Origin of the sequence: Halococcus thailandensis JCM 13552, assembly GCF_000336715.1 — an archaeon.
GTDB classification, from domain to species: domain Archaea; phylum Halobacteriota; class Halobacteria; order Halobacteriales; family Halococcaceae; genus Halococcus; species Halococcus thailandensis.
In genome coordinates, this window is sequence record NZ_AOMF01000133.1 from 1 (window position 1) to 26,326 (window position 26,326).

Here is a 26,326-nt window from a genome sequence, read left to right on the forward strand (position 1 = left end):
GTGTGGCGTCGAGACCAACAAACCGCTGTGGGTCCGCAAACATTCCTGTCCTGCCTGCGGTTTCGAAGCGGACAGGGACGAAAACGCCGCGTGGAACGTTCTCCAACGCGGATTCGACAAATTAGGCATGGGCTATGCCGAATCAACGCCCTCGGAGACTGCGGTCCCTACGGACACCTCCTTTCAGCAGGTGTCTGCAAACCGCGTCGTGGAACAGGGAAGCCCCGCCCTCAACGAGCGCGTCAGCGCGAAGTAGGGCGGGGAGAAGTCACNAGCAGGTGTCTGCAAACCGCGTCGTGGAACAGGGAAGCCCCGCCCTCAACGAGCGCGTCAGCGCGAAGTAGGGCGGGGAGAAGTCACTTTGTTTTCCACTGTCATTCTGAGCGAGTGATTACGGATCGTAGTGATAGACGTAGGGATGATCGACTGTTTCGTCGGGCATGATACCAGAGAGCGTCTCTTCGAGCTGTGGTTCGGTCGGTGCCGTCGTGACGACCTGCCCGTCGTAGATGGCTACGTATGCTTCTTCGAGCCCGAGGTCGCGAAACTCCCGGCCCAATCGTCGAGCGTTCGCTTTGCCGAGTTGCTCGTGATAGATCCGTGCCAGCTCATCGGTTTCGTCCTTGAGAGCCTCGATCTCGTCGGCGAACCGCTCGCGGTTGTCCTGATTTTTCGTATAGAAGCGGAGGCGTTCGGCGTCACTCCGGGTTGGTTCGTCCGCCGGCGGGAGCGTTTCGGCGATCCCGAACCGGTGTTTTGCTTCTTCGTAGGCGGTCTCCGGATCGTCTTTGATCATCTGCATTGCCATCCCCGCAAGCATATCGAACTCTTCCATACCGTTTGTCACGATCCGTCCGTCGTACGGGAGCAACACGACCGATGTCACCGCCACCGGGAGCGCCTCTTCGGGTAGCACCGCCGCATAGCTGTCGTAGACGCCCGTGACCTTGTACGCTCGCGGTTCGTCCGGGTCGAGAAACACAGTTCCGTCGTCGAGATGCTCGACGATGAAAAACTGCCCCGCCTCGTAGTTCAGCCATGAGTCGATCGTTTCGAGGTGGGTCGGTGATACGTCGGTGGGATTCTCTCTGCCGAACTCTTCGATCACCTCGACCGCGTTTCCCTCCCGATAGAGCGTGTCATGAATCGGCTGTATCTCGTCGGTCGACAGTCGCTTGAACGCCTCGTAGCTGTCGATGCCCGGCACCACATCGAAGCGGTCGTTGGCGTACAGGAGCAGCTGTCCCTCCAGTTCGAGAAACTCTCGTGCAGTGTCCGGGTCGAGAACCGATGGATCGTCCGTGTCGCCCGGACTTGGGATCAGCTCGCTCCCTTCTTCGTCCATTCTCGTGACGATCTCTTCGACGACAGCATCGTACTCTTCGGGGGCAACACCGGCACGTTCGAGTGCGACATCAGGATTGACATCGCCCTGTACGTCGTCGGTCGCCGCTGCGAGTGAAGCGAGGACGGCATCGGACTCCGGCGACAACGAGTTGATGATCTCTTCGAGTCGGTCGACTTCTGCCGATGGCAGGCCTTTGTCCGGGTCGAAACTTCCAGTCGGCTCCCAGTCTGGCGGATCGAGTGGCGCTTCGGGGAGTTCAGATGGCTCTGCGACATCAGCGGCGATATCGAGCTGGGTGGCGTCATCGAGGTCGCCACTCATGACCATCGACTTCGCCATCCCCCAGTTGGCGGGATCAGCTGCGGCATCGACGATGGTGTCGTCGAGCGATTCGACGTGTGTCGCCAACCGATCTCCGTTCTCGATAGCACCGCGAGCATCGAGAAATCGGAGAAAAGCTCCGATCACCGGTGCGACCGTTTCGAAGTGATCAGCTTCGGCACTGATCTTTGCGGGGTAGAGCTGTCGACACACCGTTTCGAGGCTATGCTCATCGGGATCGTCAAGTGGCACGTCCTCGTAGCCATACAACAGTTCGTGAAACGTTTCGATGGCAAACTCTGCTTCACGTTGCTGGTGTGTTGTGAGCTGATCGAACTGTTGACTGTCGACAAACGCCGACACGAGTCCTTCGATCCGATCGAGTGAGGCTTGGTACTGTTCGTCCGATGGAGAGTTGTTCCCGTCCATACGGCCGTTTGAGCAGCCATGCCCAAATTCGTTCCCACCAACTGGCGTTGTTTTCGGGTGTGATGAGATATTCAACAACACCCGACTGACACGCTCACCGACGGCGATCAGGATACAGCGCCTGCACTCTCAGGGACCACCGGATAACACTCACCGCCCACAGCACCTCACCCACCCGCTGCCGTCCCGTTCGCCCCTGACTCCACAACGACTGATTCGAGCGCGATCGGCCCATCACCGGTCCGGAACCCGCGGAACTCGATCCCATTACGCGCCTGTTCAAGCGTGAACGGCACCGTCACTTCCTGCATCCCCTGTCCCGCCGGCACCGACTGCCGCGCTACCGTCCGCGGGCCCTCACCGACCGCCACATCGACGGCCGCCGCCGACCCGCTCGTCCCGCTCCCCCGCGCCGACACGCGGACGGTTGCGGTGTAGTTGCCCGCTGGCAGTGCCGTATACGGTCCGTGCCAGACGTTACTGCCGTTCTTACCGTCGACAGAAACGAGCCGTCCATCTTCGACCTGTCCCTCACTCGCGACGAACTCGTCGGCCTCGAAGACCACCCGCTCCTCAGCATCCGACTGCGTGATCCCCACCGCAGAGCCATTATAGCCGCGCTTCAGTACCCAGATCCCGTCCTGATACCGATAGACGCCGTACTCCTCGAGCGGGAAATACGCATTCCGTACGGGCTGTGACCAGTCGAACGCCCGCGTCTCCAGACGCGTATCGAAGAGGACGTATTCTGGCTTTGGCGTGCCATACTGCTCCTGATAGAGCCCGAACAGCGAGGGGTTCGGGATGAAGGTTGCATTCGAGCGCGTCGCGACGTGGGGGTAGATCGTGTTCTGGGTCACGAGCGAGGCGTTTGCCGGCACCGTCTCGATCGCCGTCGACAGCGTCTCCGTATGCTCGCCCGTTTCGGGCACGGCACCCTCTTCGGCGATCGTCTGTGCGCCGGCCCCGGCACTCGTCAATAACACAGCAACGAAAAAGATCGTCAACACTCGCCCCGAGGGCAGCGACGGCGACAGCCGTCCCAGCACGCGACTCGCGCCGATGTAGACGAAGGGCAACAGATAGAGCGGGTAGTGACCGCCGAAGGTGTAGAACGCCTCCGTCCCGCTGAGCAGCCACGCAAAGCCCATGAACGGTGCCAGCGCGCCGAGCGTGCTCGTATCCGCCAGCGCGAGATACAAGACTGGTGCGAGAAAGAGCGCGAAATACAGCAGCTTCGTGAAGAAGCCGGTGCCGAGCGATTCGATGATGAGCTCGGGCCGGACGACCAACATCGCGAGCAACTGCCCGGTCGTTGCGCGTCCCCCCTCGACGAACGGTTGTAGTGGCGCGGCGATCGCCGCCTCACGGATCCCCGAGACACGACTGAACCGGCCGATGACCGCCGCCGAGAGCGCTTTCGCAGCGACCGTCACCAGACCCGCTCCGACGAACGCCCATCGCTCGCGCGACAGCCGCCCGTCACGATAGGCACTCACGGCAAGCCCAACCAGAAAGCCACCGCCGATGAGCACCATCAGCTCGTTTGTCACCACCACGAGCGCAAACGCCAGCACGAACAGTCGGTAGCGCTCGGTCGTATACCAGTGATAGGCCAGCAACACCAACACCGGCAGGAGGATATGTTCCTGAAAGTCGTAGATCCAGGCCGACCAGAGGAAGGGATTGCACGCATAGGAGGCCGTCAGAAAGCCGGTCAGTCGTCGATCGTCGAGATGGTCGTTCGCGACGATCCAGACCAGCGGGATGCTCGCCGCAAGGAAAAACGCCTTCCAGAGCAACAGCGTCACCGGCGATTTGACGAGTGCGTACAGCGGGACGAACACCAACAGCGTGAGCGTGAAATGGCCACCCCAGTAGGAGCCGCCGGGATGGCCGGCGACGTATTTGCCCTGCTGGAGCCAGCCCTCGCCGTCGACCGTCGTCGCGAACATATGGACGTACGTGCCGAAATCAGCCCCCGTCAGCCAGTAGCCTTTGTACAGCGCGATGGTGTAGGCCGCGAACCCGACACCCAACACCGCCGCAAGCACGACGACGTACCACGGCACCACCGCATACCGCCCCATCGATCGCGCCAGCGGCGTCGCGATCGCGTCGGGTAGCAGGCGTCGTCCAACGCGGCCGAGCCGACTAGCCATCGGCTCGCTCCGTGGTCGTCAGCAGGCGTTTGAGCTGTGGATACACCATCTCGACACTCGATCGTTCCCCAACCTCGCGAGCTCGCCGACAGCGTCGCTCGTAGCCGCCGTCGTGGGCCCACTCCCACTGGAGCGTTCTGAGTCGCGCGACCAGATCGCCGACCGTCGTGCCATGCAAGACGGCGTCGCTTGCTGGAGGATGGGTTCGCAGCGGCGTCGTCACGACCGGCGTGCCCGCGGCCAGCGCCTCTTTGAGCACCAGGCTGTCCGCATCGATGCGGGTCGGATGCAAGACGGCGTGGGCGTTCGCGTAGGCGTCCGCCAGCTCGTCCTCATCGAGAAAGCCAAGCCCCTCGATCGCCGGGTGATCGCTGTCGCCGGTCGTCACCACGCGTAGCTCGTCTGACAGCGTGGCCGCGACCGCCCGCGTGCGATCCCAGCCTTTCGAGCGCAGCTGGGCGGCCGTGACGAGCACGGTGAAGGGTTCCTCACGCTCGTCCTCGACCGGTTCGAACAGCGACGTGTCGACGAAGTTCGGGATGTAGTGGGTGTTCGGATGCGGGGAGGTGTAGCTGTCGGTCACGGTATGGACCGCATCGAACCGATCGAAGGCATGCTCGCCAAGGACACGATAGAGCAGTTTCGCCGCCGTCGGGACGACGCCGTAGTGGGGTTCGTACAGCCGCTTCGAGAGATAGATCCACGAGTGGATGCCCGCGATCGCCCGCGTCTCACCGGTAAAAAACGAGCGTGCGAAGGGATGATAGAACAGATAGGCGCTGTCGAACGCCGAGAGATCGTGGTGCCAGCGCTCGCGATAGGACACCGCCTCGTCGAGGACGTCGTCGGCCGCTACACGCCGTTCGTCCCGTGGGGTGTAGGGGAGCGCCCGGACCGCGACCTCGAAGCCGTCCGCGGCCAGCCGGTTCGCGAGCGTTGCCGTCCACTTCTCGCCGCCGCGATAATGCTCAAGGGAGAGATGGGGACAGAGTGCGATCTTCATGTGGGCCGTTGTTTTCGCGACGACGACCCGCATGATGACCGTTACGGTCGTCCGCTCGCAGTCGTGCCGTCCTGTTGCAGCCTCTGGCCATGCCGACCGTCCGACTGTGCGATCCGTCTGCGCTCCAGCCCACCAGCACGGCTATCCATGTTGATTCCTGCCGATTCCGTCCATGCCATGTTCGAGACGTCGCCATCGCCCGTCTCACTCCGATTGAACCCATGCTAACTGTCCACCTGTCACACAACAAAATTTTGACACGATAGTCATCTTTTTACGGGGTACGACCCTACTACCAGTGTGACTGATCGCACACACAGATCGAGTAGACGTATGTTTCTCGCCGGTGCAGGCAGTGCCGTCCTCGCGGGTGTCCTTGCCGGCTGTAGCAGTGGGTCGGGCGACAACGGTACGAACGCAACCGACAGCGACAACGACGCCAGCAGCGACGGCACGTCGCTCCAACCCGAGACGGCCACCGATAGCGACACGACCACTGCAGCGGGCACCGAGACGAACACAACCGCTCTCAGGGACGACGGGACTGCAGCCGAGACTAACAGCGACACCCAGACTGCACCCGCAGCGAGTGCGAACTCGACCACCAACGCCACCGACGAGCAGCAACCGACCGCTGCAGCAGGGAACATCTCCAAACGGCAGGCCCGGCAGATCGCCACCGATCGGGTTGGGGGCTCGGTGTTAAACGTCGAAAACGACTCCACCGACAACGTCCCGGTTTACGAAGTCGAAGTGACCAGAGAGAACGGGACGGGCAAGGAGGTTAACGTCGCGCGACAGAACGGAACGATCGTCGAGATCAAGGACGATGCCCGCGACACCGACGGCAGCTAGCCCGACTCGCTGACACACTCGTTTCGTCAAGCATAGCCACGCGACGACTGCAGTACCCACCATCGAATACCCGACTGTAGCGACCGCTCTCCACGCCAACAGTCGATGTGACCACGCTTTCCCACAGCGTCCACAGCGTGTGCTGGGAAGGAAAGCAGTTTTACCCGGCCGTGGAGAGAACTCGATGTGGTCTCTGCGCCTCGTTTCGGCACCGTCGTGGCGGTTTGTCTGGCGGCGCTGCTCGTGACCGTCGGGCTGGTTCCGGCCGGTGTAGCGCCCGCCGACGCGAGCACGACCGACCGGTCAGTACAGGCCGCCCAGCCGACCAACAACAGCTCCGTCGTCCACGAGGATCCACAGTCGGCCGACGACGAGGGCAACGTCTCCGAACTCCAAAGTTCGCTCTCCGATCGCCTCGGCGAGACGCTCGTCGACTGTTCGGAGGGGTTAGAGGTCGGCAACTACGACGCCTGCAATCGTTCGGGCAACTACCCCGACTGGCTCGGCAAATACGTCAACGTCACCCGGAGTTCAGATGCCGAGACGAACAAGACCGACGCGTTTCAGGAAACCAGAGAGAACCAAACATCCTACGCAAACGACGTCCAGCGGTTCCGCCGGACCGTCGACAAATATCGCACTGCGCGAGCAAACGGCCAGACCGACCGCGCCCGCCGGCTCGCACGCCGGGCCCAACGGCTCTCCGAACGGATCAACGAGACTGGTACTCGACTGACCGAGGATTACCGCACGATCGACAACGGAACGACACAGAACTTCACGGCGGCGATCGCAACGACCAACGAGACTACCAATAACGTCTCCGCGACCGCCGACACGCTCAGCGTCGAGCAGTTCAAGAACACGACGATCACCGCCTCGACGGCCGACAATCGGATCGCGTTCAACGACTCGCTCGTCGTGAGCGGCCGCCTCAGAACGGCCAACGGCACGCCGCTTGCAAACCGGACCGTCGTGCTGGAAGGTGACAACCGCCTCCGACGGACCACCACCGACGAGTCCGGCCAGTACGTCATCACCTATCGCCCGGCGGTGCTCCCGCTCGATACGCGCCGGCTGACGGTGCGCTATCGACCGTCGACGCAGTCGATCTATCGGAGCAATCGGACGGCCGTCCCCATCGACGTTCGCCAGGTCACGCCGACGATCCAAGCGGAGACGACGCCCCAGTCGGTCGGCTTCGACGAGCTGCTGTCGATTACTGGTCGCGTCGCCGTCAACGGTAGTGGCGTCGGCTCCGTGCCGGTCGCCGTCTCGATCGACGGCCGGGAGCTCAACCTCTCCGATGGGAGCCGCGTCCGGACGGGGTCGGAGGGACGATTCCGGATGGCCAACGGGCTGCCGGCCGACGTTGCGCCCGGTCGCCAGCGCGTTCACGTCTCCATGCCCCTCGAAAACAGATCGATCGCCAGGACGAACACCACCGTTCCGGTGATGGTCACGCAGACGCCGACGCAGCTGTCGCTCAACGCCACCCAGGAGTCGGTCAATGGCTCGGCCGTCGGCGGGCCGATCGTCCACGTTGAGGGCCAACTCACCGCCAACGGAACGCCCGTTCCAAATCGGACGGTCGCCGTCGGGCTGAACAACTCGACGACGCCCGTGACGACCGATGCAAACGGTAGCTACGACGCCAACGTCACGGTGCCCGAAGGCGTCTTCGCCGACCAGACCGGGACGACGATGGCGACGATCGGCGCGACCTTCGAGGGTGGGGAGACGAACCTCGAATCGTCGCGTCGCCGGACGACCATCGAGCTAACCGTGCCGGCCGAGGCGACCGGCGTCATCGCACAGTTCGTGGCTGCGTTCAGGGCGCTGCCGATCAGCTATCAGCTGTTGCTCGGGCTCGGGTTCGTGTTCGTGTTCGGCGCACTCCTCTCGGTGCTCCGGCGGTGGCTCGGCATTACCGAGAGCGACATCGAGGACGCACCGTCGTCGACGTTAGCAAGCGAGTCGACCGGTACCGTCGACGACCAGCGCGAAGGGCTCAGAGCGCTGCTCAGGGCGGCCCGCGAGGAACTGTCCGCGGGTGATGCCGACGGTGCCGTCGGGTTCGCGTACACGGCCGTCCGACGGGTCCTGGGTCGCGATCCCGAACTCGGGGGCGCACGGACCCATTGGGAGTTCCTCGAAGCGTGTATCGATCGTGGGCTCGGCGACCGACAGCTCGGGGCGCTCAGACGACTGACCGAACGCTACGAGCGTGCGACCTTCTCCCAGCGATCGGTCTCGACGGACACGGCCTCCNCTCCGATTCTGGGTCCGACTCAGCATCCGAGTGATCCAGTTCGACTCTCGACTGATTCACAGTTTTCGGTGACTCTTTCCAGCAGTTGGTAGATTAGCGTGCGAGAGACAGAGCGCACATTGCACTGCAGCTACCGCTCGCGCATCGCTGTCTCCTCCGAACCCGACCGGTGTTCTCCCGTGAGTGTCGTGGTCGAGACACCGAATCGTCCGGCGAGCACGGTGACGATGTAGATGCCGATGACCTCAAGCACGATGATCTCGCCGGCGGCGAGGTAGACGTAGGAGAGCGTGATACCGAGAACGACAGCAAGTTCGGCGACGACCGACGCCCACAACGATTCCCGGAAGCTCCGCATGACCTACGAGGCGGTTGCAACCGGGACGACGAGCATCGCGGCGACAAGAATAACATCCATGATCCGCATCACCGCGACGACCACAGGCGCGGTGAGTACCACGAGTAGACGGTTGTAGCGTGTGACATCGAATTCGGCAACGCGGGCGGCCGCCGACTCCGAAGTTTACTTAATCACAAATACTGTAATGTGAAATGTGGTCGAACTCCGTCGTACCGTCGTTATAAAGCTTGATCTGCCCGAAGGGGCTGACGAGTCGCTTCGCGGCACCGTCGATCAGTTCAAGCATTGTGCGAACGCCGCATCCGAGTGGTGTTGGCACGGCGACGACGGATACCACGTTACCTCGAAGGCGAAGGCCGAACAAACGTTATACGCCGACCTGAAAGACGAGACGGACCTCACGGCGAACCTCGTCCAGAAAGGCATCCGACGGGCCGTCGAAGCGGTCAAGTCTGGCGTTTCCCGACTCAAAAATGGTGGACAAACGTCTCGTCCGACATTCAGCAAGCCGTCGGTGGTCTACGACAAACGGTCAGCCACGTTTAACGAGGACCACGCGACCCTTTCGACGGTGGACGGTCGTATCCACGCTGAGTACATTCTCCCTGACGATCTGGAAGGAACGCCGCACAGGCGCTACCTACTGAATGACGACTATGAGCCACGCATGGCGACGTTGCAGTACGACGCCGATGCGGACGAGTGGTTCCTGCATATCAGCCTCCGGAGTTACGACGGCGACGATACCGAGACTGGCTCTTCGACCGAGCACACTACTGTCCTCGGCGTTGACCTCGGAATCGACACGATCGCTGCAACTTCAACGGGGAAGATGTGGTCCGGCGGTTACCTGAACCACCGCCGGGAGCAGTACCAACGGGTTCGTGGGTCGCTACAACGACGTGGTACGCAGTCTGCCCACCGCACGATAGAGTCCATTGGAGGACGCGAAACTCGGTGGGCCGACGACTACCTGCATTGTATCTCGAAGGCACTCGTCCAAGAGGCCGATGCCTACGACTGTGACGCGATAGCCTTTGAGGAGTTAACCCACATCCGCGACCAGATGCCCAAAGCGAAGAAGTTCCATGCGTGGGCGTTCCGCCGCCTCTACGAGTACGTCGAGTACAAGGCGGAGGAGTATGGCATCAACGTGGTACGGATCAATCCGGCCTACACGTCCCAACAGTGTTCGAAGTGCGGGACGACGCTCGAAGAGAATCGTCCGAACGGCGACCACCGATTCGAGTGTCAGAAGTGCGGGTACGCGGTCCACGCGGACTACAACGCGGCGAAGAACATCGCAATGAAGCACGTCCGCCGACGGCAGAAGTCCATCGGCGGACGGCCACGAGTCAACGTGGCCCTGAAGTCAGGGACAGTGAACGCGAACGGACGCTACTCGTCCACCGTCTGAGACACGACGGATAGAGTCGGAGTCCACTGACAAGCCCCTCCCTCAAACGAGGCCGTTAGGCCGAGTTAGTGAGGGGTAGTTGACGAAACGTACTCTCTCTCTCCGAGCCCGGGCCTAGTTCCAGGGCGCGTGGCCGGGATCGATGAGACGCTCGCGCCGCTCGATGGCGTCGATCCGTGCGATGTCCGCTTCGTCCAACGCCATCTCTCCGGCGGCGAGGTTGTCCCGCATGTGCTCTTCGCTGCTTGCTTTCGGGATCACGGCGACGTTGTCCTTGGCGAGTAGCCACGCAATCGATACCTGTGCCGGCGTCGCGTCGTGTTTGTCTGCGACCGCCTCGATTGCGGGCACCTCGAAAACTCTCCCCTGAGCGAGCGGTGAGTATGCTACCAGCCAGTGGCCATGACGCTGGGCCTCCGCGAGCAGCTCCTCTTGAGGTCGCAGTGGATGCATCTCTACCTGATGGGCGGCAAGCGGCGCGTCGAGTACGTCACGCGCCTCATCGAGCAGTTCGGGCGTGAAATTCGACAGGCCGACATGGCGGACCTTCCCCGCGTTGTAGGCCTCGTCGAAGGCGGGCAAAATCGCCTCGTGGTCGTACTCTCCCGACGGCCAGTGAACATAGAGCAGGTCGACGTAGTCGACGCCGAGCCGGTCGAGACAGCCGTCGATCGCCCCTTCAACGTCGTCCGTACTCGATGGGAGATCGACGTGGACGGTTTTGGTCGCGACGAAGACGTCCTCACGGTCGACCGACGACGAGGCGATCCCCTCGCCGACGTACTGTTCGTTGCCGTAGGCGTGGGCCGTATCGATCGCGCGATAACCGACATCGAGCGCCGTTCGCACGTTGTCGGTCCACTGTGGCTGGTCGTCCTCGGAGTAGGTTCCCAATCCGATCCGCGGGAGATCTTCGATCGGCATCGTCCCGAACTTCGTTCGCTGCTCGCTTGAGGCTGGTGTTCCACCATGAACAGTCAGCACTCGTCGACGCGTTGGCATCGGCGTCACTCGCCGGGGCAGCACTCGACGTGTTCGAAACCGAACCACTCCCGGACGAATCGCCGCTGTGGACGATGGCCACCGTGATCGTGGCCTGTCGATCAAATTACATTATCTGATTAAATAATGAACTATATGAAATTTGCGTGTTGTATTGGCTGTCTTCGATCTCTCCGAGAGCGATCCCAGCCGCCAATCGTGGTGAAGAAAACACAGCGGTACGGAACCGCTTGGAGCCAATTTCCGGGACATGCCTAGCTCATCCGTCGATCACCAACCCGTCTCTGGCACCCAGGACAATCGCTTTCAGAACGGATGTTCGTGCCGACCAGTGGATCCGGATGGCTGGCAAAGATGGAGTTTTACCGCTGGATTCCTGAGCATCCCTGTGGAACCGGATGATAACCATCGTGGCTGGGCCGAACGCTCAGGAGAATTTTCGCCGGCATACTACGCCCAGCTCGGCGCGAACAACGTCAGTGAGACTCTCGCTGCGACGTGTGACTACTACCTGTCTGAGGACGCCGCGATTCTCGAAATCGGCTGTAGTTCCGGTCGCCATCTCACCCGCCTTCGTGAGAACGGGTTCACCAACCTCACGGGTATCGACATCAACGACGAGTCGTTTGCCGTGATGGCCGATCAGTATCCCGAACTCGCTGCAACAGGCACGTTTCAAACAGGGTTGATCGAGGAGCTCGTTCCTGAGTACCCCGACGACGCCTTTGATCTCGTCTACTCGGTCGAAACTCTGCAGCATATTCAACCACAGAACACGTGGGTGTTCGAGGAGCTGGCTCGCATCACTGGCGGTCTGCTGATAACCGCTGAAAACGAGGGCAACGGCCCACAGCGTGGCCGAGCGGATGCAACCGTGAGCTACGTCAACGACGAGTTCCCACTTTATTTCCGGAACTGGAAGCGAATATTCACCGATCTCGGATTCGCTCAACTCACGTGTGAACCGAGCGAGCGCGATACGATCCGTACGTTTCGCGCGTTGTGAGACGGTGTCTGCTTGGATTTCGAGGTCGATACTATCCCAACGACGGCAGGGAAATCCATTGCTCACTACTGGAGATTTCATCAAAAACATCGATTCAGGCGACTACACCTCGCCGAGGAACTGCTCCGCCGCACCACGAAAGAGCGCTTCAAATGCCGTTTCCGAGAGATTCCGTTGAATCAATCCCTCGAACTCCCGCTCGTAGGCGTGTGGCATGTTCGGGAAGTCAGAACCGTACATGATCCGGCCGGCGAGCTCCTCGAAGACGCCGTCATCGATGACGGCCGGATCGAACTCGACGTGACGATCGACGACCGTCGCCATCGCAAAGCTGGTATCGAGATAGACGTTCTCGTCGGCCCGGGCGATATCGAGGAACGCCTCGTGTTCGAAGGTTCCCATGTGTGCACAGCAGGCTCGCACTTCCGGAAACTGCTCGCGGAACTGTCGGAACCGTTCGATTCCGACGTGCGGACTGTCCCCGAACATCGGCGCGGTGCCAGCATGGTGGAGCACAGGTCGGTCGTACTCGACACAGAGTTCGTAGGCGGGATCCAAGCGCGGATCGTCCGGCGCCACCTCCTGGACGGGACATTGGAATTTTAGCCCCCGAGCACCGTTCTCGAAGGCTGCTTCGACGACCGCGTGGACATCGTCGGCGGGATGGACCGTCGCGAACGGAAGACACATCCTGGAACTTTCCGCTTCCTTGAGCAGCCAGTCGTTGAGCTCGGCGGCCATACCCGACTTATGGGCGTACGGTAGCGCGACGTACCGATCGATACCGGCCTCACGGAGAGCAGCCTCGAGCGCCGTTCTGTCCGTCGGATGATCGAACTCCCATCCTGCAGCATCGGTCAGTGCTTCGCGAATAGCAGCCATCAGCCGGTCGGGCATCAGGTGTGCGTGTACGTCGATAGCGCCATCAACGGGAATAGTTATGTCTGACATTACCTCTCACTTCTTTACTGGTCGAGAAAAAGACTCCGTCAGTTCTCAGCCGATTTTCAGATCAGTATTAAATAGTTGATGCTAATACATAGATGAGATCGTGGAATTTTCACGCTCGCATCGCATCATGCTGGCTCGCTCGCTTGCCAACCGACCATAAATTATTTACCATCACGATCTTTCAACTGAAACGCGGTTGCGTCCCGGAGTCAGACAGCAAACGTGGGGACTGGTCGTCATGTCTCTCCGTTCGCACGTATCCCCACGTTTTCGCGCTGATCGTACCTCACGGAAGAGTTCAAGAACAGATCATTGAGGATCATATATTCGGTTGCCAATTATTCGACACCGAGCGGAACGAGGCTGAAGGGCGGGCGGGAATCGCGTAAATTTTGTCGTGCTACTGCCGGTTTCTCGATAGCAGCTGGCCGACTCCTGACCAATGCGTTTCGACGATCTGATGCGCGATCCGCTATCGCCGCTTTCGAACCGTAGTGACCGTGGTTGCTCCCCAGATATCGTTTCTCGGAGGCGTTCGGACGTGGCTCTCCCATCTGCTTGGCCACACGACTTCCCCAATACCTTACCCGCTTGGCGAACGAACCCTGCCTGTGCCTCCAGCAGACGCTTCCCAGCAATCACACGACGACTTTCAAAGCCATCCGTCGATCCCCTGTGACGCATGCGAGTCCGCCCTCAGCTCACAGCACGATCACTCGATTTCCTTTCTCCTTCTGGATCAGCTTACACTCCCCCTCGTTGGCTGTGACGACCATCTCGAGCAGTTCACCTCCATCTGTGGACTCACCACAGAGGATACCGCTGAACTCCTCTCGCACCGCCCGGCCGGCGGTATCAACTGCCCCAGCTGTCATTTCGTCCCGTACAATCCACAGCACCCTCTCATTCCGGTACAGAACGGCGCCGTTGCCGTCCTCGCGTGTCCGGACCACCAAGACGAGATCATCGAGCGATTTCGGACCGGCCTCGAGACACGACAGAAACTGACGGCGTCGACTGATACGCTCCAATAGATCCCAATTGCCCTGTCTACACGCTCTCGCCCCTTGATCTCACACGGCTTCTACGAACGCAATCAATGGATTCTCTCTACTGCAGGCTGATACTCGCTGGCGATTCAATCGTCACTTTGCTCGACCAGATCACCGTCGGATACAAGCTGGTAGCTGTTCTGTCGAGCGTCGTCGATGCAGATTCCCTTCTCAACCATGTCGATGCGTTCGAGCTGGTTGAGCGCGTTTCGCACCGTTCGACTCGAGAGATGTGATTGCCGGATGAGCTCTTTTTGCGTCAGTGGGCCCTCGTATTCGAGCACTTTTGCGACGAGTTTGGCGCTCGGCGCGAGACTGTCGATCTTCGCTGTCTCGGAGCTACCCATTGGTGATTCTACGATCAGCGACAGGGTAAATCTATCGAAAACCCAATAACTTGGAAGCTGTATTATAAACTCATTTGACTAGTCAATCGCCCCTCGATATCGCCCAGCCGTTCGTTTTGATGGCAAACTCACATTACCATCCAACCCAATCGGCGACAGTACCAGATCCCACTCTGTACGCCTGTCCGTTCCAGCATCGTGGCCGACCCAACCGTCATTACCGGTGCGACCGGAAGTACCGCTTAACGACGACCATCATCGTACAACGAACCCATGAACACATTCAGCACTCGGGCCGGAGATCACATCGTTCTCAGGACAATGGATAGATCGGACGGTGACGTCTACCTCGGTGAGGATATGACCGTCCACGTCGACTCTGGAGTAGTGAGAGTTGGAGCGGATACGACCGGTGAACTCATCGCTGAATCGGATCGAGCGACGACGCTTACTGCAGAGATACTCCAAAACGATCTCCAGTTCCGGATCCACATCGATCCATCGAGTGGCATGAAGCGGCGATCAGTCCTTGCGTGTTATGCTACCGGTGGCAACGCCGAGCGAATGCAGTGGGGTGGATTCCGGTGACGAGATCTGTTGTCACCTGTGAGCCTCGGTACGCTTGACTACCCATCGAGGATGCTTGCCTGGCGCAACGATCGAATCCATGACCGTTGACCTGTTTTTCAGAAGTGGGTACGGTCTCCTTACTGGAGGGCAGCCGTGCCCACGTGTGGGATGGACACCACTCCCAATTCGCTTGCTGTTTCCCATCCCCACCTAGTAATTCAATACAGCCAGAGAGTCGTCGACGTATCGTCGGAGCGAGGTTTGAAACTGTTCCCGGGCGAACCGATCGGGCTGCAGCTCGGGCGGTTCGTCGGCCGCCATCGCCCGCGTGACGAGTGCAACGGCTTCATCGAGCGAATCGAAGAGTCGGTCGTGTCGATTCCTGAGTACGTCCTGTTGACCACCGCTCGCCGGGGCAAACGCGACCATTCCGGCAGCGACGTACTCGGCCACAACCATCCCGAAATGCTCGCCGTGCTTCATGTTCAGCCCGTATTTATGAGTACATAGCAGCTGTTCGAGCCGATCTCGTGAGACGTCGCGCTCCAGACTGACGTACGACCGATCGTTGGCTGCGGTGGCAACCCGTTCGGCGTAGCGTCGGTACGCTCGTGGTGCAGCCCCAACCACGTGCAGATGGAGATCGTATCCGCGATCACGGACCGCGTCGACCACCCTGATCACATCGAGCAGCTGTTTGTCCGGTGCGAGTCGACCGACCGCAACGAGCCCGTCCTCGCGCTGTTCCCACGCCCGCTCACACGGGATCGGATCGACAGGGGGATGGAGGACCGCTGGTCGCGTCCCGTAGATGTCGCCGACGACCGTTGCTGTCCACGAGGAGTTCGCCAGGAGCGCGGTGTCCTCGCGAGCGAGTTCGGACCGGCTGGGACCCGCGAGTCGGCTCCACAGTCGGTTCAGGCGACCGGGACCACCATCGGCGAGTCGATGGAGATGAAACTGTGGATAGTGGATATACTGTACCGACGGTATCGAGAGCGACAGCTCGTTGGCCGTGCTCACGGCGAGATCGAACGCTGCGGTTGACGACCGGAAGAACCGTTCCAAGAGCACGCTCCGCAACGCAAGCTGTGGACCGGTCCACGGCGCGACATCCGAGAGCGCACCCGCAACTGCCGCTGCGCCCGGCGGCATTCGCACCCGAATATCAGAGAGCGAGACGTCGAACCGGTCGGCGAGCGTTGCGGGTGCCGTCTCCGAGACGGTGAACAGGGTGATATCGTGATCTCGCTGGAGCGCCTCGCAGACGGTGAGACAGACGGCATCGGCTCCGCCATGGAAATCGAGCGTGTTGTGGAGGACGGCGATCCGAGCCGTGACATCCTCCCCGCCGTAAACGGCGGGGCTTCCCTGCAAGGGAACGCCGGCCTGCTGTAACCGGCGGTTTCAAGACGACCACCCCCCGAGCGTCATTTGCGTAGGTGCGCTCTGCTCGGGGTGTCTTGTGGCGGTGTCACAACCGCTCCCATCCCGTGGCGAGTCATCGGAGTCTGTTTTCCAAAGACACCTCTCTCCCCACGGGTCTAATCGTTGTGCGATACTCGCGGCGGCGCTGATGTCCGCCTGAAACTCCGTCACGCGACACTCCGGGTTCGTGCATCGGAACTCCGCTTGTTCCGAACGCTTCCCGATATGGTTGCACTCGTGGCACGTTTGAGACGTGTACGCCGGGTTCACGTACTCGACGGGGATTCCGGCTTCCGTCGCTTTGTCTTCGACGCGCCCCTGTAGGCGAGCGAACGCCCATGCGTGGAGTCGGCGGTTCATCCACTTCCCGTAGTCGAGCCGTTCGCGGATGAATCCCAAATCCTCCATGACGATAACCGGCGAGTCGAACCGCTGTGCGTACTCGACGGCTTCGCGGGACGCCTTTTCAACGATGTCCGTGAGCGCGTTCTGGTAGTGCTCGAACCGTTCATCGACGCGGCGCTCCGAAGCGTCACGTTCCTGTAGCCGGCGAAGCGTCGTGAACATCTCTTTTCGGAGGTGTTTCGCTCGCTTCCCCGACCACATCCGAGGTTGTACCGGGAGGTCGCGCTTGAGGGCACAGCCCGTTATCAGCGCGGTCTCACCGATGTCGAAGCCGACCGGCGTTTGTTCCCCGTCCGTCTCGGGGTCGGGAACGGAGAACTCGACGGTGACGTGCAACTCCCACGACGTGCGGTGTTGCTGTAGGCGTATCTCACCCGCCGATGCTTCGCCGTCGAGCAGGTCCGACCACAGTTCACCCTGCTCGGGATTGATGCGAAGCGGTATCCAGAAGTTCGTTCCCCGACCCGGACGCGGAACCCACCACGTATATTCGTGTTCACGGGTGGCGTCGTGGTCGAACTTCGCCGCCTGATTCGTGAACCGAAGCGGGTGGTCGTCGTCAAGCTCGCGGGCATTGTACGTTTTCCGAAGCTTCGGAACGTAGCTACAGAGCGCCGCTTTCGCCTGATACGGCAGGTCGTAGGGCGTGACGACTTCGCTGACACCGTTCATCGTATCCGCGCCGGAGTCGAACGCTTCCGACAGGGCGCTTCGATACTCTCCGAGAGTGTCCTGTAGCTTTCGTTCTTTGTGGGCCGTCGGAGGTGCGAGCGTGGCCTGTAGCGTCTTCGTGGCGGTGCTCATTGGTCCTCCACGTACTCCATCAGAACGTCGATGCTCACCTGCCCGCTACTGGCGAGGAAGTATCCGGGTTGCCAGAACGAATCGGGGAGCGTCTGTTTCACCTCGGGGTGTTCGCTACGGACGCGCCGCGACGTGACACCCTTGAGGGAGTTGATGAACTTCGTGAGGTCGGTGGTCGGCTTCGCGGTGAACAGGATGTGAACGTGGTCGTTCCCGCCGTTCACACTCTGTATCTCGACACCGAAGTCACCTGCAACGTCGTTCGCAATCTCACCGATGCGCTCCGTGATGTCGTCGGTGAGGATGGTCGCGCGGTACTTCGTGACGGTCACAAAGTGATATTGGAGCGCATACACCGTGTGCGACCCGGTTTGCAGGTTATACTTCATTTGGCCTCATCGATTACAAGGGGACCAATTGACTTAAGCGTTTCCCGTGGGGCGTTCGGACGGCAGAAACCCACGGTTCCGGCAGTTGCGTAGTATCACGGCAAAGCTTACGCGATTCACGCCCGCCCTTCGGCCTACGGCCTCAGGACGGGATTCTCTCGCTGTTTAAAGATCGTCGCCGGTCACACGCCGTCTCCGCCGCAAATATCCTCTTGCGGAAGAATAATCGGCTCTGTTGAATCACTAGATGGCGTCGGGATCGGTCGCTAGATCAAAGGCATTGAAGCGAGAGACTTGCGTTGTCTATGACCCAAATCTCTCGCTTCACCGAGCGATGCNGGCGTCGGGATCGGTCGCTAGATCAAAGGCATTGAAGCGAGAGACTTGCGTTGTCTATGACCCAAATCTCTCGCTTCACCGAGCGATGCGTCTTGGTCGCACAAAGAGTTACTGGCGATGGAAGCGAATCCGCCGCCCCGAACGGTGGCGGCGGATTCGCCGATTACGCCCTCGTTTCCCTGCATTGTCTCCGGATTTACCTCGATACGTCCTACCGCATGACCATCGATCTGCTGAAGGAGATGCCNTCACCGAGCGATGCGTCTTGGTCGCACAAAGAGTTACTGGCGATGGAAGCGAATCCGCCGCCCCGAACGGTGGCGGCGGATTCGCCGACTACGCCCTCGTTTCCCTGCATTGTCTCCGGATTTACCTCGATACGTCCTACCGCATGACCATCGATCTACTGAAGGAGATGCCACAAATAACCCGAGAGATCGGCCTTGACGCGGCCGATCTCCCTGCGCCGTCGACGTTGTGTAAAGCACTCGACCGAATCGAGATGAGCCTCTGTCGAGTGCTACTGCGCCAGTCGGCNTCCGAACACGCCGCTCTCGACGCCACGTTCTACGACCGAGACCGCGCCAGCCGCCACTACTGCCAGCGCACGAACTACCGCGTGCAGACGCTCAAAGTCACAAAACTCGTCGATACAGAATCCCAAGCCGTCCTCGACGTTCATTGCTCGACCACACTCAAAGGAAGTGACGCCGACCTCTGCGAGCAGATCGCCCGCCGGAATGCGGGCGATCTGCGGACTCTCACTGCGGACAAAGGCTACGACAAGACCGCTCTCCGCGAACGGCTGCGTGAGCTCGAGATCCGCCCGCTCATCAAGCACTGCATCCGCGCACCNAAAGGCTACGACAAGACCGCTCTCCGCGAACGGCTGCGTGAGCTCGAGATCCGCCCGCTCATCAAGCACTGCATCCGCGCACCGTACGACCACGCCCACAACGCTCGAATCGACGCGGATCTCTACGCACAGCGGTCGATGACCGAAACCGTGAATTCGGCTGTCAAGCGCTCGCTCGGCTACGCCGTGCGAGCGCGTACTTGGTTCCGTGAGTTTCGAGAGATCGCCCTGATGTGTATCGTCTACAACATCAAACGAGCAGTGAAACAGTGAATTCCATCGCCTTATGGCGATTCAANTTCGAGAGATCGCCCTGATGTGTATCGTCTACAACATCAAACGAGCAGTGAAACAGTGAATTCCATCGCCTTATGGCGATTCAACAGAGCCGAATAATCACCAATCCACTATTCAACAGGCCGTGAACAGTTCAGCGAACGAGGTGGTCCAGCTCTCGCTCGTCCAGATCGACGAGTACGGCCCGTGGACAGTGACCCCCGACCCGCGGCGAGAAACCGATCTCCAATCGCTCCAGGCCACGCTCTACGCTGACTTCGCCGATTTCGTCGGCGAACGCGATGGCTACGCGTTCTACGGCCGGTTCGACAACATGTTCGCCGTGACGAACGGTGTCGATGCGGAGACACATACACGCTACCAACGCCGCGTCAGAAACCGCTCGCCCGTGTCAGTGAGCATCGGTATCGGTCGGGCATCGACACCCGCCGAAGCGCTCGGTCTCGCCAGCGAGCAGCTGCAGGCGGTGGGGAGCGCACAGGATGCCGACCGGCGCGAAGTGCTCGCCGCGGCATCGAACGACGTCGGCGACGCACCGACCGAGCGCGTCACGGTCGCTCATTTCGATATCGTCGACGCGACGGGATCGCTCACCGATCGCCGGAACGCCGTCGATGCGGATCTGGCGGTCAAACGAGCGACGCTCGAACTCGCGACGTATCTCCGCGACCACCATGACAGCGTCGCTCACTTCGTCGGTGGCGACAACGTCATCGCCATCTGTCCCTCGCTCGACCCAGCGGCTTTCGATGCGACCGTCGATCACGTCCGGGAGACGACCGGGATCGATCTGCAGGTCGGCATCGGCCGCGGGGCGACGGCTCACGAAGCCGGCGACGAGGCCAAACACGCACTGGAGGTGTGCAGAGAGACCGGGACGCGAATACAGGGCGTCGAAGGGCTCGCGGCCGACGACTGATGGACCGACACTCGCTGCAGTTCACCGCTCCCCACGAGACCGAACGTAGGCAAACGACGTTTACGCCTGCCGACGACGAGGTCGTCGTCGAGACGCGGGTTTCGGCCATCAATGCGGGCACCGAACTCCTCATCTACCGTGGAGACGTCCAGACCGATCGCCCGGCCGACGAGACGATCGATGCTTTAGACGGTGATCTCTCCTTTCCGCTTCGGTACGGCTACGCCGCGGTCGGCGAGGTGATCAAGGTGGGTGCCCATGTATCGAGCGATTGGCGTGGACGGACCGTCTTCGCGTTCAACCCCCACGAATCGCGCTTCGCCGCGTCGCCCGACGACCTCGTACCGGTCCCCGAGGACATCACGCCCGAAGCGATGGCGATGCTCCCGGCAGTCGAGACCGCAACCTCGCTCGTTCTGGACGGCCGCCCTCGCATCGGCGAACGGGTGGTCGTCTTCGGTGCGGGCGTCATCGGGCTCTGCACTATCGGTGTGCTCGCTTCGTTCCCCCTGGATCGCCTCGTCGTGGTCGATCCGCTCGCCGAGCGTCGTGACCATGCTCGACGGCTGGGAGCCGACGAAACGCTCTCGCCGGCGGAGCTGTCGACCGGGGTGGACATGGACGATGGCGCGGATCTCGTCTACGAACTCTCAGGGCAGCCGGACGCACTCGACGACGCCACCGACGTCACGGGCTACGACAGTCGTGTCATCGTCGGCTCGTGGTACGGGACCAAGCCGACGACGCTCGACCTCGGCACCGATTTCCACCGCAATCACGTCACCATCGAGTCGAGCCAAGTGAGCACGCTGTCGCCCACCACTCGCGGCCGCTGGACGAACGCACGCCGACTGGACACCGCACTCGATCGTCTTCGAGCGCTCGACGTCGCATCGCTCGTGAGCCATCGGATCCCGTTTACCGACGCCCCATCGGCGTACCGACTGCTCGATGAGCGCACCGAACCGACGTTGCAGGTCCTCCTCACCTACTCATGACCACAGCAATCGATCGACCGTACGAACTCACGGTCACGCGCGAATTCATCGCACAGCATTTCCTGACGGTGCCGGATCCCGGACCCGAAGGCGAGATCCACAGCCACCACTTCTCCGTCGAGGTCCGGTTCGCCGGCCCGTCGCTCAACGAGTACGGCTACCTCCTCGATATCGACGACGTCAACGCCGTTCTCGACGATCTCGAGGAGCGATACCGGGACACGCTGCTCAACGAGCTTCCGGAGTTCGAGGGACTCAATCCGAGCGTCGAACGGTTCGCCCGTCTGTTCGGCGATCGCATCGAAGCCGCCCTCGACGACCCGGCCTCGATGGAGCTCACCGTGCGCATCTGGGAGGACGAGTCGGCATGGGCGAGCCATCGGCGACTGCTCGACGGATGAACCACGCCGCGACTCGGTATCTGGAGGCGAAACGATCGATCGACGACCGTGCGCTTGCGCCGCGGATACGCGATCGGCTGTTGGCCCACCTTCCGGCCGAGCCACGGATCCGTGAGGCCGGCTGTGGAACCGGTGCGACGGTCCCCCGACTCCATGCGTGGGGTATCGATTCGGGATCGTACTGCGGTGTCGACCGAGACCAAGAGGCTATCTCCTTTGCCCGGCACGTCCGACCGGCCGCATTTCGTCACGCGGGTCACGATATCGTCGACACCGATCGTGGATTCCGGGTCGACGATCTCGCAGTCACATTCGAAACGGGTGACGCCCTCACCGCCTTCGACGAGAACAGTGCGGATCTGTTCGTCGCGCAGGCGTTCGCGGATCTCGTCCCGCTCGCGGAACTCGTCGCCACGCTCGAGTCGGTGCTCGACCCCGGTGGCGTCGCCTACCTCCCGATCACGTTCGATGGTGGGACCGTCTTCCAGCCCGACCATCCCAGAGACGATGCCATCGAGCGTGCGTATCACCGCGCCATCGACCGTCGCCCGGGACGTGACGTCACCGCCGGTCGGCATCTCGCCGATCTGCTCCGCGAACGGTCCGGCGACCTCCTCGCGATGGCGTCGTCGGACTGGATCGTTCGACCCCGTACCTCGGGCTATCCGGCCGATGAGCGATATTTCGTGGGTTGCATTCTCGGATTCATCGACGAACTGCTCTCGGATGCCGACGAGCATGTCGATGGGCTCGAGGAGTGGCTCACGACGCGTCGCCAACAGCTCTCGGACGGCGAACTGACGTACGTGGCCCATCAGTACGACTTGCTCTATCGCCCAGCGACACCGTGAGGGGCAGTCCCACACAGCTGCCGCTTCCAGTCTTTCCGTCCGTACTGTCGTTTCCGTCCGGTATCGAACGCGAGACAGTCCCGCTCGCTATCAGCGGCGGTACAGCCCGACCAAAACCACAATGAGCAGGGCCTGAACGACCTTATCACCGATACCGAGCGCCGAGAACTCGGGCGCGTTCACCAGATACCAGATGACGATCTGGCCAGCCGTGAAGGGAATTCCAAGGAGGACGACCAGCCGCCGGCGGGTGTTCGTCAGCATCGCAGCCACGCCACCGAGGAATCCGACACCGGCGATGAGGAAACTCCAGCCGAGGGGTGTCGTGATGAACGAGACTCCCAGGAACAGATGAATCACACCAGTAATGACGGCGAGAGCGATCCCAACCCAGTGCAGCGTTCCCACGGATGCGGTGTCGATCCGATTGCTTTGTGCAGCTGTTGCCATAGAGGAAATACTTCGCACCATCACTTATATTTGCAGGCTAATATTCACAACAGTGATGACTTTCGGCCTTTCGAGCCACGAGAGAGCACCCGAACCGTGATCCCCGATGTCGATCCGATCGCATGGCATCATAGCCACAGGGACTGCAACTGAAGCAAACGGCTTTTGCCGGCCGATTGCGGACGAAGATCGAACGGTCGTTTCCACGAGTACGGTCTCGACAGCGCCGAACCCACGAATCATGATGGCACCGACACACGTCACGATCGGACTCTCGATCGCAGCCGTGGTGAGCAGTGTCACCCCGTTCTGGTTGGCTCCCGCGGTCGGCGGTTTCGTCGGCAGTATCGTTCCCGATCTCGACCTGTTCGCCGGCAGTCACCGCCGAACGCTTCATTTTCCGGTGTTGGGATGGCTGCCGGCGCTTGTCGCGTCGGTCGTCGCGTGGATCGCCCCGTCGCCCATTTCGATCTGTCTGGCGGTCGGCACCGTCGCGTTCGCTCTCCATGCGGTCGTCGATATCGCCGGCGCGGGCGAGGAACTCCGTCCGTGGGAGCGAACGAACCCGTTTGCGGTCTACTGCCATGCCTGTGGGCGATGGTTTCGCGCACGATACTGGGTCCGCTACGACGGGGCACTCGAAGATCTCGGCCTCACGCTCGCGTTCGCGCTGCCGGTACTATGGGTGTACGACGGCTGGGTCGCCCTCGTCGCGGTCGCGGCGGTGATCGTTGGAGCGGTGTACGCCGTCGTTCGTCGACGGATTCCGGAGTACGTCGCCTCGACCTCCGAGTGAGCTCGAGCACATCGATCCGATTCATAGAAGCGTACCAAGCGCGGATACCACGGCCTTTAGGCCGTGGAGGAGCGCGCCACTCTGTTCGGGTGCGATACAACCGCCATGTTTCTCGGTATCGGCTGTCCGACTCCCGAGTTGCGTATTAATTCTTTTAAGCATAGATCGTGTTGTGATGTGTATGGAGGTCCGTCGCACGGTTCCCGTCAAACTCGACGTGGCCGACAGCGATGCGGACCTTCTTCGCGAGACGATTCGGCAGTTCCTCGACGCTGCCAACTACGTCGTGGACGCCGCTTACGACGGCGAGTGGGTCGAAACTCGTAAGTCCGTCCTGCACGACGAGACGTACTCCGAGGTGCGCGACCGCACCGCGTTGCACAGCAATCATGTTCAGTCGGCGCGCGACCGTGCCGTGGACGCACTCAAGAGCGTCGTGGCGAAGTGGTCGAAGGGGCGCTACTCGGCGCTTCCGGCGTTCACCACGCCGTTCGTGGAATACAACCAGCGTAACGCGACGTTCCACGAGGATTCCGTTTCGCTGGCGACTGTTGAGGGGCGCATCACCGCCGAGTACGTGTTGCCCGACGAAGACCGCGATACGCCCCACTCGCGTTACTTGTTCAACGACGAGTACGAAACAACTGGTGCAACGCTCCACTACCGTAACGGAGAGTTCTCCCTCCACGTCCGAACAAAGGCGGATGTGGACACCCCCGATCGCCCCGAGAACGGAACGGTTCTCGGCGTGGACCTCGGGATTGAGAACATCGCCGTCACTTCGACGGGGACGTTCTGGACGGGCGACGAACTCGACCATTGGCGGACGGAGTACGCCGAACGGCGTCGGTCGTTGCAGGAATGTGGCACGCGGTGGGCACACGAGAACGTCCAGTCGGTCGGTCACACCGAGACGGGGCGCTTCGAGCAGTACCTTCATCGCGTGGCGAACGAACTGGTTGCGGAAGCCGTCGAGAACGGCTGTTCGTACATCGCCTTCGAGCAACTGACGGACATTCGTGAACGGATGCCGCGAGCGCGGCAGTTCCACGAGTGGGCGTTCAACCGCCTGTTCGGATACGTCTCGTACAAAGCCGAAGCTCATGGTATCTCGGTCAGGCAGGTGAATCCAGCGTACACCAGCCAGCGATGTTCGACGTGCGGATTCACGGTTGATGCGAACCGCGACCGCGAGAGTTTCGCGTGTCAGTCGTGTGGCTACGAGAACCACGCGGACTATAACGCGGCGAAGAATATCGGCCTGAAACTCCTTCGGAGCCAAACTGGAACCGAGGGAGGCGCACCCGTAGGCGTGCGCCTGAATAGCGGGATGCTGAACACGAGCGGGCTTACATCCGCACCGACTGGTTCGGTTTGAGTGGGAGTCCATGCTAAATGCCACGCCGTTCACGGCGTGGTAGCTTACTCACCCTGTACGACCGAATGGAAGTCCCGAGCGAACACGCCCACGAACGGGATCATGGCGACCGTTGCGAGTGCTGTCGATACCGTCGGCGGGACGATCGGCACGAGGGCCACGCTGCAGACGACCATCTGCACGCCAGTCAACGGCCGGCGAACGGTGCTGGGCGGGATCGATCCGACAGTTCCCCCTCGCCGCCGATGAAGCGATCTGCCGATGACGAACGCGGGCCGAGCCAGCCCGACTGCCAGATACCAGACCGGGAGCGTGCCGTAGACGATACCGAGCAGTCCGGCCACGAGCAGACTGAGTCCATCGAACTCCAGATCGAGCTTTGCCCCCAGCATGGTCGTTTCGCCGTACTGTCGCGCCAGTCGGCCATCGACCCGATCGAGAGCGACCGCGACGACGTACAGCCCTGCCGGGAGCCACGCGGCTCGACCCGTCGGTTCGGGAAGCACGATAAACCCGGCGACGGCCGCGGTTAGCAGCCCCCTCGCGAGTGTCGCAGCGGTCGCGATGCCGAGTGAATCGAGCAACAGTCCGGCCGATTCACACCGATTCTGCCCGAGATAGCGCCACAGAAGCCACAGTTCGTACGTCAGCACGATGCCCGCCGTCGCCGTCCACTGGATCCCGTGTCGCCTCGTCCACCAATCGCTGAGGAACAGATATCCCACGATCGCGACACTGATCGCAGTGAGTACAGTGAGGCCCCACTGACGGCGGAGTCGGTCCCATGCTACGGGATCATACCCCTCGCTCATGATGGTTGAATTATCTCCTTGCCCCACAACCTTCAGTGGTTCGACAACATCAATCAGGGTGTCACACTCGGTCGTCGATGGGCGTGCCGAACGCAGCCTTCGGGCGT

25 protein-coding genes and 3 pseudogenes are annotated in these 26,326 nt (G+C 61.2%); 14 read left to right on the forward strand and 14 right to left on the reverse strand.

The window, feature by feature from the left end:
* The coding region (locus tag C451_RS05750) for a zinc ribbon domain-containing protein (protein ID WP_007738718.1) at positions 1–256 on the forward strand (256 nt) is incomplete at its 5' end.
* Between the two features lie 135 nt (positions 257–391).
* Here C451_RS05750 and C451_RS05755 read toward each other — a convergent pair.
* The 3 genes from C451_RS05755 to C451_RS05765 form a co-directional block, all read right to left on the reverse strand.
* Complete coding sequence (locus C451_RS05755; RefSeq protein ID WP_007738719.1) at positions 392–2,098, reverse strand: hypothetical protein; 1,707 nt, start codon at positions 2,096–2,098, stop codon at positions 392–394.
* 167 nt (positions 2,099–2,265) lie between these two features.
* A complete protein-coding gene (locus C451_RS05760) occupies positions 2,266–4,260 on the reverse strand; it encodes a DUF2079 domain-containing protein (RefSeq protein WP_007738721.1) in 1,995 nt (664 codons plus the stop codon).
* The gene (locus tag C451_RS05765) at positions 4,253–5,296 is read right to left on the reverse strand and encodes a glycosyltransferase family 4 protein (RefSeq protein ID WP_007738723.1); all 1,044 of its coding nucleotides are present in this window, start codon (positions 5,294–5,296) and stop codon (positions 4,253–4,255) included. Before C451_RS05765 ends, C451_RS05760 begins: the two co-directional genes overlap by 8 nt.
* Positions 5,297–5,596: 300 nt before the next feature.
* Between C451_RS05765 and C451_RS05770 the strand changes: the two genes are divergently transcribed.
* On the forward strand, positions 5,597–6,118 hold the full coding sequence (locus C451_RS05770) for a PepSY domain-containing protein (RefSeq protein ID WP_007738724.1): 522 nt from the start codon (positions 5,597–5,599) through the stop codon (positions 6,116–6,118).
* Between the two features lie 2,402 nt (positions 6,119–8,520).
* Here the strand turns inward: C451_RS05770 and C451_RS24365 are convergent.
* On the reverse strand, positions 8,521–8,748 hold the full coding sequence (locus C451_RS24365; RefSeq protein WP_007738727.1) for a hypothetical protein: 228 nt from the start codon (positions 8,746–8,748) through the stop codon (positions 8,521–8,523).
* A gap of 3 nt (positions 8,749–8,751) precedes the next feature.
* Positions 8,752–8,892: pseudogene (locus C451_RS24370) on the reverse strand (metal ABC transporter permease); the annotation flags it as partial.
* Between the two features lie 52 nt (positions 8,893–8,944).
* Here C451_RS24370 and C451_RS05785 point away from each other — a divergent pair.
* Positions 8,945–10,168, forward strand: a complete 1,224-nt coding sequence (locus C451_RS05785) for an RNA-guided endonuclease InsQ/TnpB family protein (protein WP_007738729.1) — start codon at positions 8,945–8,947, stop codon at positions 10,166–10,168.
* Positions 10,169–10,282: 114 nt separating this feature from the next.
* Here the strand turns inward: C451_RS05785 and C451_RS05790 are convergent, their stop codons facing one another.
* Positions 10,283–11,092 (reverse strand): aldo/keto reductase, encoded by an 810-nt coding sequence (locus C451_RS05790; protein WP_007738731.1) that lies wholly within the window; start codon positions 11,090–11,092, stop codon positions 10,283–10,285.
* Positions 11,093–11,139: 47 nt separating this feature from the next.
* Here C451_RS05790 and C451_RS21005 point away from each other — a divergent pair.
* Together C451_RS21005 and C451_RS05795 are read left to right on the forward strand one after the other, a co-directional pair.
* Positions 11,140–11,262, forward strand: a pseudogene (locus C451_RS21005) (NAD(P)-dependent oxidoreductase); the annotation flags it as partial.
* Positions 11,263–11,558: 296 nt separating this feature from the next.
* On the forward strand, positions 11,559–12,176 hold the full coding sequence (locus tag C451_RS05795; RefSeq protein WP_007738737.1) for a class I SAM-dependent methyltransferase: 618 nt from the start codon (positions 11,559–11,561) through the stop codon (positions 12,174–12,176).
* A 102-nt stretch (positions 12,177–12,278) separates the two neighbouring features.
* Here the strand turns inward: C451_RS05795 and C451_RS05800 are convergent, their stop codons facing one another.
* The 3 genes from C451_RS05800 to C451_RS05810 all read right to left on the reverse strand — a co-directional run bounded on the left by C451_RS05800 (position 12,279) and on the right by C451_RS05810 (position 14,526).
* Complete coding sequence (locus C451_RS05800; RefSeq protein ID WP_080503520.1) at positions 12,279–13,127, reverse strand: amidohydrolase family protein; 849 nt, start codon at positions 13,125–13,127, stop codon at positions 12,279–12,281.
* A 701-nt stretch (positions 13,128–13,828) separates the two neighbouring features.
* Positions 13,829–14,080, reverse strand: a complete 252-nt coding sequence (locus C451_RS05805) for a hypothetical protein (RefSeq protein WP_007738741.1) — start codon at positions 14,078–14,080, stop codon at positions 13,829–13,831.
* Between the two features lie 185 nt (positions 14,081–14,265).
* A complete protein-coding gene (locus C451_RS05810; RefSeq protein ID WP_007738744.1) occupies positions 14,266–14,526 on the reverse strand; it encodes a MarR family transcriptional regulator in 261 nt (86 codons plus the stop codon).
* A gap of 321 nt (positions 14,527–14,847) precedes the next feature.
* On the opposite strand from C451_RS05810, the gene C451_RS05815 reads away from it, so the two are divergent.
* On the forward strand, positions 14,848–15,114 hold the full coding sequence (locus tag C451_RS05815) for a hypothetical protein (RefSeq protein ID WP_007738746.1): 267 nt from the start codon (positions 14,848–14,850) through the stop codon (positions 15,112–15,114).
* A 192-nt stretch (positions 15,115–15,306) separates the two neighbouring features.
* Here the strand turns inward: C451_RS05815 and C451_RS05820 are convergent, their stop codons facing one another.
* From C451_RS05820 to tnpA, 3 genes are read right to left on the reverse strand one after another with little or no spacing between them, the layout of a single operon-like run.
* The gene (locus C451_RS05820) at positions 15,307–16,473 is read right to left on the reverse strand and encodes a glycosyltransferase (protein WP_007738749.1); all 1,167 of its coding nucleotides are present in this window, start codon (positions 16,471–16,473) and stop codon (positions 15,307–15,309) included.
* 30 nt (positions 16,474–16,503) lie between these two features.
* Complete coding sequence (locus C451_RS05825) at positions 16,504–17,733, reverse strand: RNA-guided endonuclease InsQ/TnpB family protein (protein WP_007738750.1); 1,230 nt, start codon at positions 17,731–17,733, stop codon at positions 16,504–16,506.
* Complete coding sequence (gene tnpA / locus C451_RS05830) at positions 17,730–18,122, reverse strand: IS200/IS605 family transposase (RefSeq protein WP_007738751.1); 393 nt, start codon at positions 18,120–18,122, stop codon at positions 17,730–17,732. Before tnpA ends, C451_RS05825 begins: the two co-directional genes overlap by 4 nt.
* A 395-nt stretch (positions 18,123–18,517) precedes the next feature.
* On the opposite strand from tnpA, the pseudogene C451_RS21960 reads away from it, so the two are divergent.
* The 6 genes and pseudogenes from C451_RS21960 to C451_RS05855 form a co-directional block, all read left to right on the forward strand.
* Positions 18,518–18,706, forward strand: a pseudogene (locus tag C451_RS21960) (IS5/IS1182 family transposase); the annotation flags it as partial.
* A gap of 20 nt (positions 18,707–18,726) precedes the next feature.
* On the forward strand, positions 18,727–19,590 hold the full coding sequence (locus C451_RS05835; RefSeq protein ID WP_080503521.1) for an IS5 family transposase: 864 nt from the start codon (positions 18,727–18,729) through the stop codon (positions 19,588–19,590).
* A 148-nt stretch (positions 19,591–19,738) separates the two neighbouring features.
* A complete protein-coding gene (locus tag C451_RS05840; protein WP_007738753.1) occupies positions 19,739–20,533 on the forward strand; it encodes a GTP cyclohydrolase IIa in 795 nt (264 codons plus the stop codon).
* Positions 20,533–21,531: a zinc-dependent alcohol dehydrogenase gene (locus C451_RS05845; protein WP_007738754.1), complete on the forward strand. Its 999-nt coding sequence runs from the start codon at positions 20,533–20,535 to the stop codon at positions 21,529–21,531. The genes C451_RS05840 and C451_RS05845 overlap by 1 nt, the downstream gene beginning before the upstream one ends.
* Positions 21,528–21,932 (forward strand): 6-pyruvoyl trahydropterin synthase family protein, encoded by a 405-nt coding sequence (locus tag C451_RS05850; RefSeq protein ID WP_007738755.1) that lies wholly within the window; start codon positions 21,528–21,530, stop codon positions 21,930–21,932. The genes C451_RS05845 and C451_RS05850 overlap by 4 nt, the downstream gene beginning before the upstream one ends.
* On the forward strand, positions 21,929–22,783 hold the full coding sequence (locus C451_RS05855) for a class I SAM-dependent methyltransferase (protein WP_007738756.1): 855 nt from the start codon (positions 21,929–21,931) through the stop codon (positions 22,781–22,783). The genes C451_RS05850 and C451_RS05855 overlap by 4 nt, the downstream gene beginning before the upstream one ends.
* 90 nt (positions 22,784–22,873) lie before the next feature.
* On the opposite strand, the gene C451_RS05860 is transcribed toward C451_RS05855, so the two are convergent.
* Positions 22,874–23,233, reverse strand: a complete 360-nt coding sequence (locus tag C451_RS05860; RefSeq protein WP_007738757.1) for a DUF7475 family protein — start codon at positions 23,231–23,233, stop codon at positions 22,874–22,876.
* Between the two features lie 244 nt (positions 23,234–23,477).
* On the opposite strand from C451_RS05860, the gene C451_RS05870 reads away from it, so the two are divergent.
* Both C451_RS05870 and C451_RS05875 read left to right on the forward strand, forming a co-directional pair.
* The gene (locus C451_RS05870) at positions 23,478–24,029 is read left to right on the forward strand and encodes a metal-dependent hydrolase (protein ID WP_152420434.1); all 552 of its coding nucleotides are present in this window, start codon (positions 23,478–23,480) and stop codon (positions 24,027–24,029) included.
* A gap of 181 nt (positions 24,030–24,210) precedes the next feature.
* The gene (locus C451_RS05875; protein WP_007738761.1) at positions 24,211–25,407 is read left to right on the forward strand and encodes an RNA-guided endonuclease InsQ/TnpB family protein; all 1,197 of its coding nucleotides are present in this window, start codon (positions 24,211–24,213) and stop codon (positions 25,405–25,407) included.
* A 44-nt stretch (positions 25,408–25,451) separates the two neighbouring features.
* Here C451_RS05875 and C451_RS05880 read toward each other — a convergent pair whose 3' ends face one another.
* Entirely contained in the window at positions 25,452–26,219 is a 768-nt protein-coding gene (locus C451_RS05880) for a CDP-alcohol phosphatidyltransferase family protein (protein ID WP_007738764.1), read from the reverse strand.
* Positions 26,220–26,326 lie beyond the last annotated feature (107 nt).

What these genes read in the sequence shown, in the direction of transcription:
- C451_RS05755 (WP_007738719.1), bottom strand. Translation starts at nt 2,098, where the DNA reads ATGGACGGGAACAACTCTCCATCGGACGAACAGTACCAAGCCTCACTC.
- C451_RS05760 (WP_007738721.1), bottom strand. Translation starts at nt 4,260, where the DNA reads ATGGCTAGTCGGCTCGGCCGCGTTGGACGACGCCTGCTACCCGACGCG.
- C451_RS05765 (WP_007738723.1), bottom strand. Translation starts at nt 5,296, where the DNA reads ATGCGGGTCGTCGTCGCGAAAACAACGGCCCACATGAAGATCGCACTC.
- C451_RS05770 (WP_007738724.1), top strand. Translation starts at nt 5,597, where the DNA reads ATGTTTCTCGCCGGTGCAGGCAGTGCCGTCCTCGCGGGTGTCCTTGCC.
- C451_RS24365 (WP_007738727.1), bottom strand. Translation starts at nt 8,748, where the DNA reads ATGCGGAGCTTCCGGGAATCGTTGTGGGCGTCGGTCGTCGCCGAACTT.
- C451_RS05790 (WP_007738731.1), bottom strand. Translation starts at nt 11,092, where the DNA reads ATGCCGATCGAAGATCTCCCGCGGATCGGATTGGGAACCTACTCCGAG.
- C451_RS05800 (WP_080503520.1), bottom strand. Translation starts at nt 13,127, where the DNA reads ATGTCAGACATAACTATTCCCGTTGATGGCGCTATCGACGTACACGCA.
- C451_RS05810 (WP_007738744.1), bottom strand. Translation starts at nt 14,526, where the DNA reads ATGGGTAGCTCCGAGACAGCGAAGATCGACAGTCTCGCGCCGAGCGCC.
- C451_RS05815 (WP_007738746.1), top strand. Translation starts at nt 14,848, where the DNA reads ATGGATAGATCGGACGGTGACGTCTACCTCGGTGAGGATATGACCGTC.
- C451_RS05825 (WP_007738750.1), bottom strand. Translation starts at nt 17,733, where the DNA reads ATGAGCACCGCCACGAAGACGCTACAGGCCACGCTCGCACCTCCGACG.
- tnpA (WP_007738751.1), bottom strand. Translation starts at nt 18,122, where the DNA reads ATGAAGTATAACCTGCAAACCGGGTCGCACACGGTGTATGCGCTCCAA.
- C451_RS05845 (WP_007738754.1), top strand. Translation starts at nt 20,533, where the DNA reads ATGGACCGACACTCGCTGCAGTTCACCGCTCCCCACGAGACCGAACGT.
- C451_RS05850 (WP_007738755.1), top strand. Translation starts at nt 21,528, where the DNA reads ATGACCACAGCAATCGATCGACCGTACGAACTCACGGTCACGCGCGAA.
- C451_RS05855 (WP_007738756.1), top strand. Translation starts at nt 21,929, where the DNA reads ATGAACCACGCCGCGACTCGGTATCTGGAGGCGAAACGATCGATCGAC.
- C451_RS05860 (WP_007738757.1), bottom strand. Translation starts at nt 23,233, where the DNA reads ATGGCAACAGCTGCACAAAGCAATCGGATCGACACCGCATCCGTGGGA.
- C451_RS05870 (WP_152420434.1), top strand. Translation starts at nt 23,478, where the DNA reads ATGGCACCGACACACGTCACGATCGGACTCTCGATCGCAGCCGTGGTG.
- C451_RS05875 (WP_007738761.1), top strand. Translation starts at nt 24,211, where the DNA reads ATGGAGGTCCGTCGCACGGTTCCCGTCAAACTCGACGTGGCCGACAGC.
- C451_RS05880 (WP_007738764.1), bottom strand. Translation starts at nt 26,219, where the DNA reads ATGAGCGAGGGGTATGATCCCGTAGCATGGGACCGACTCCGCCGTCAG.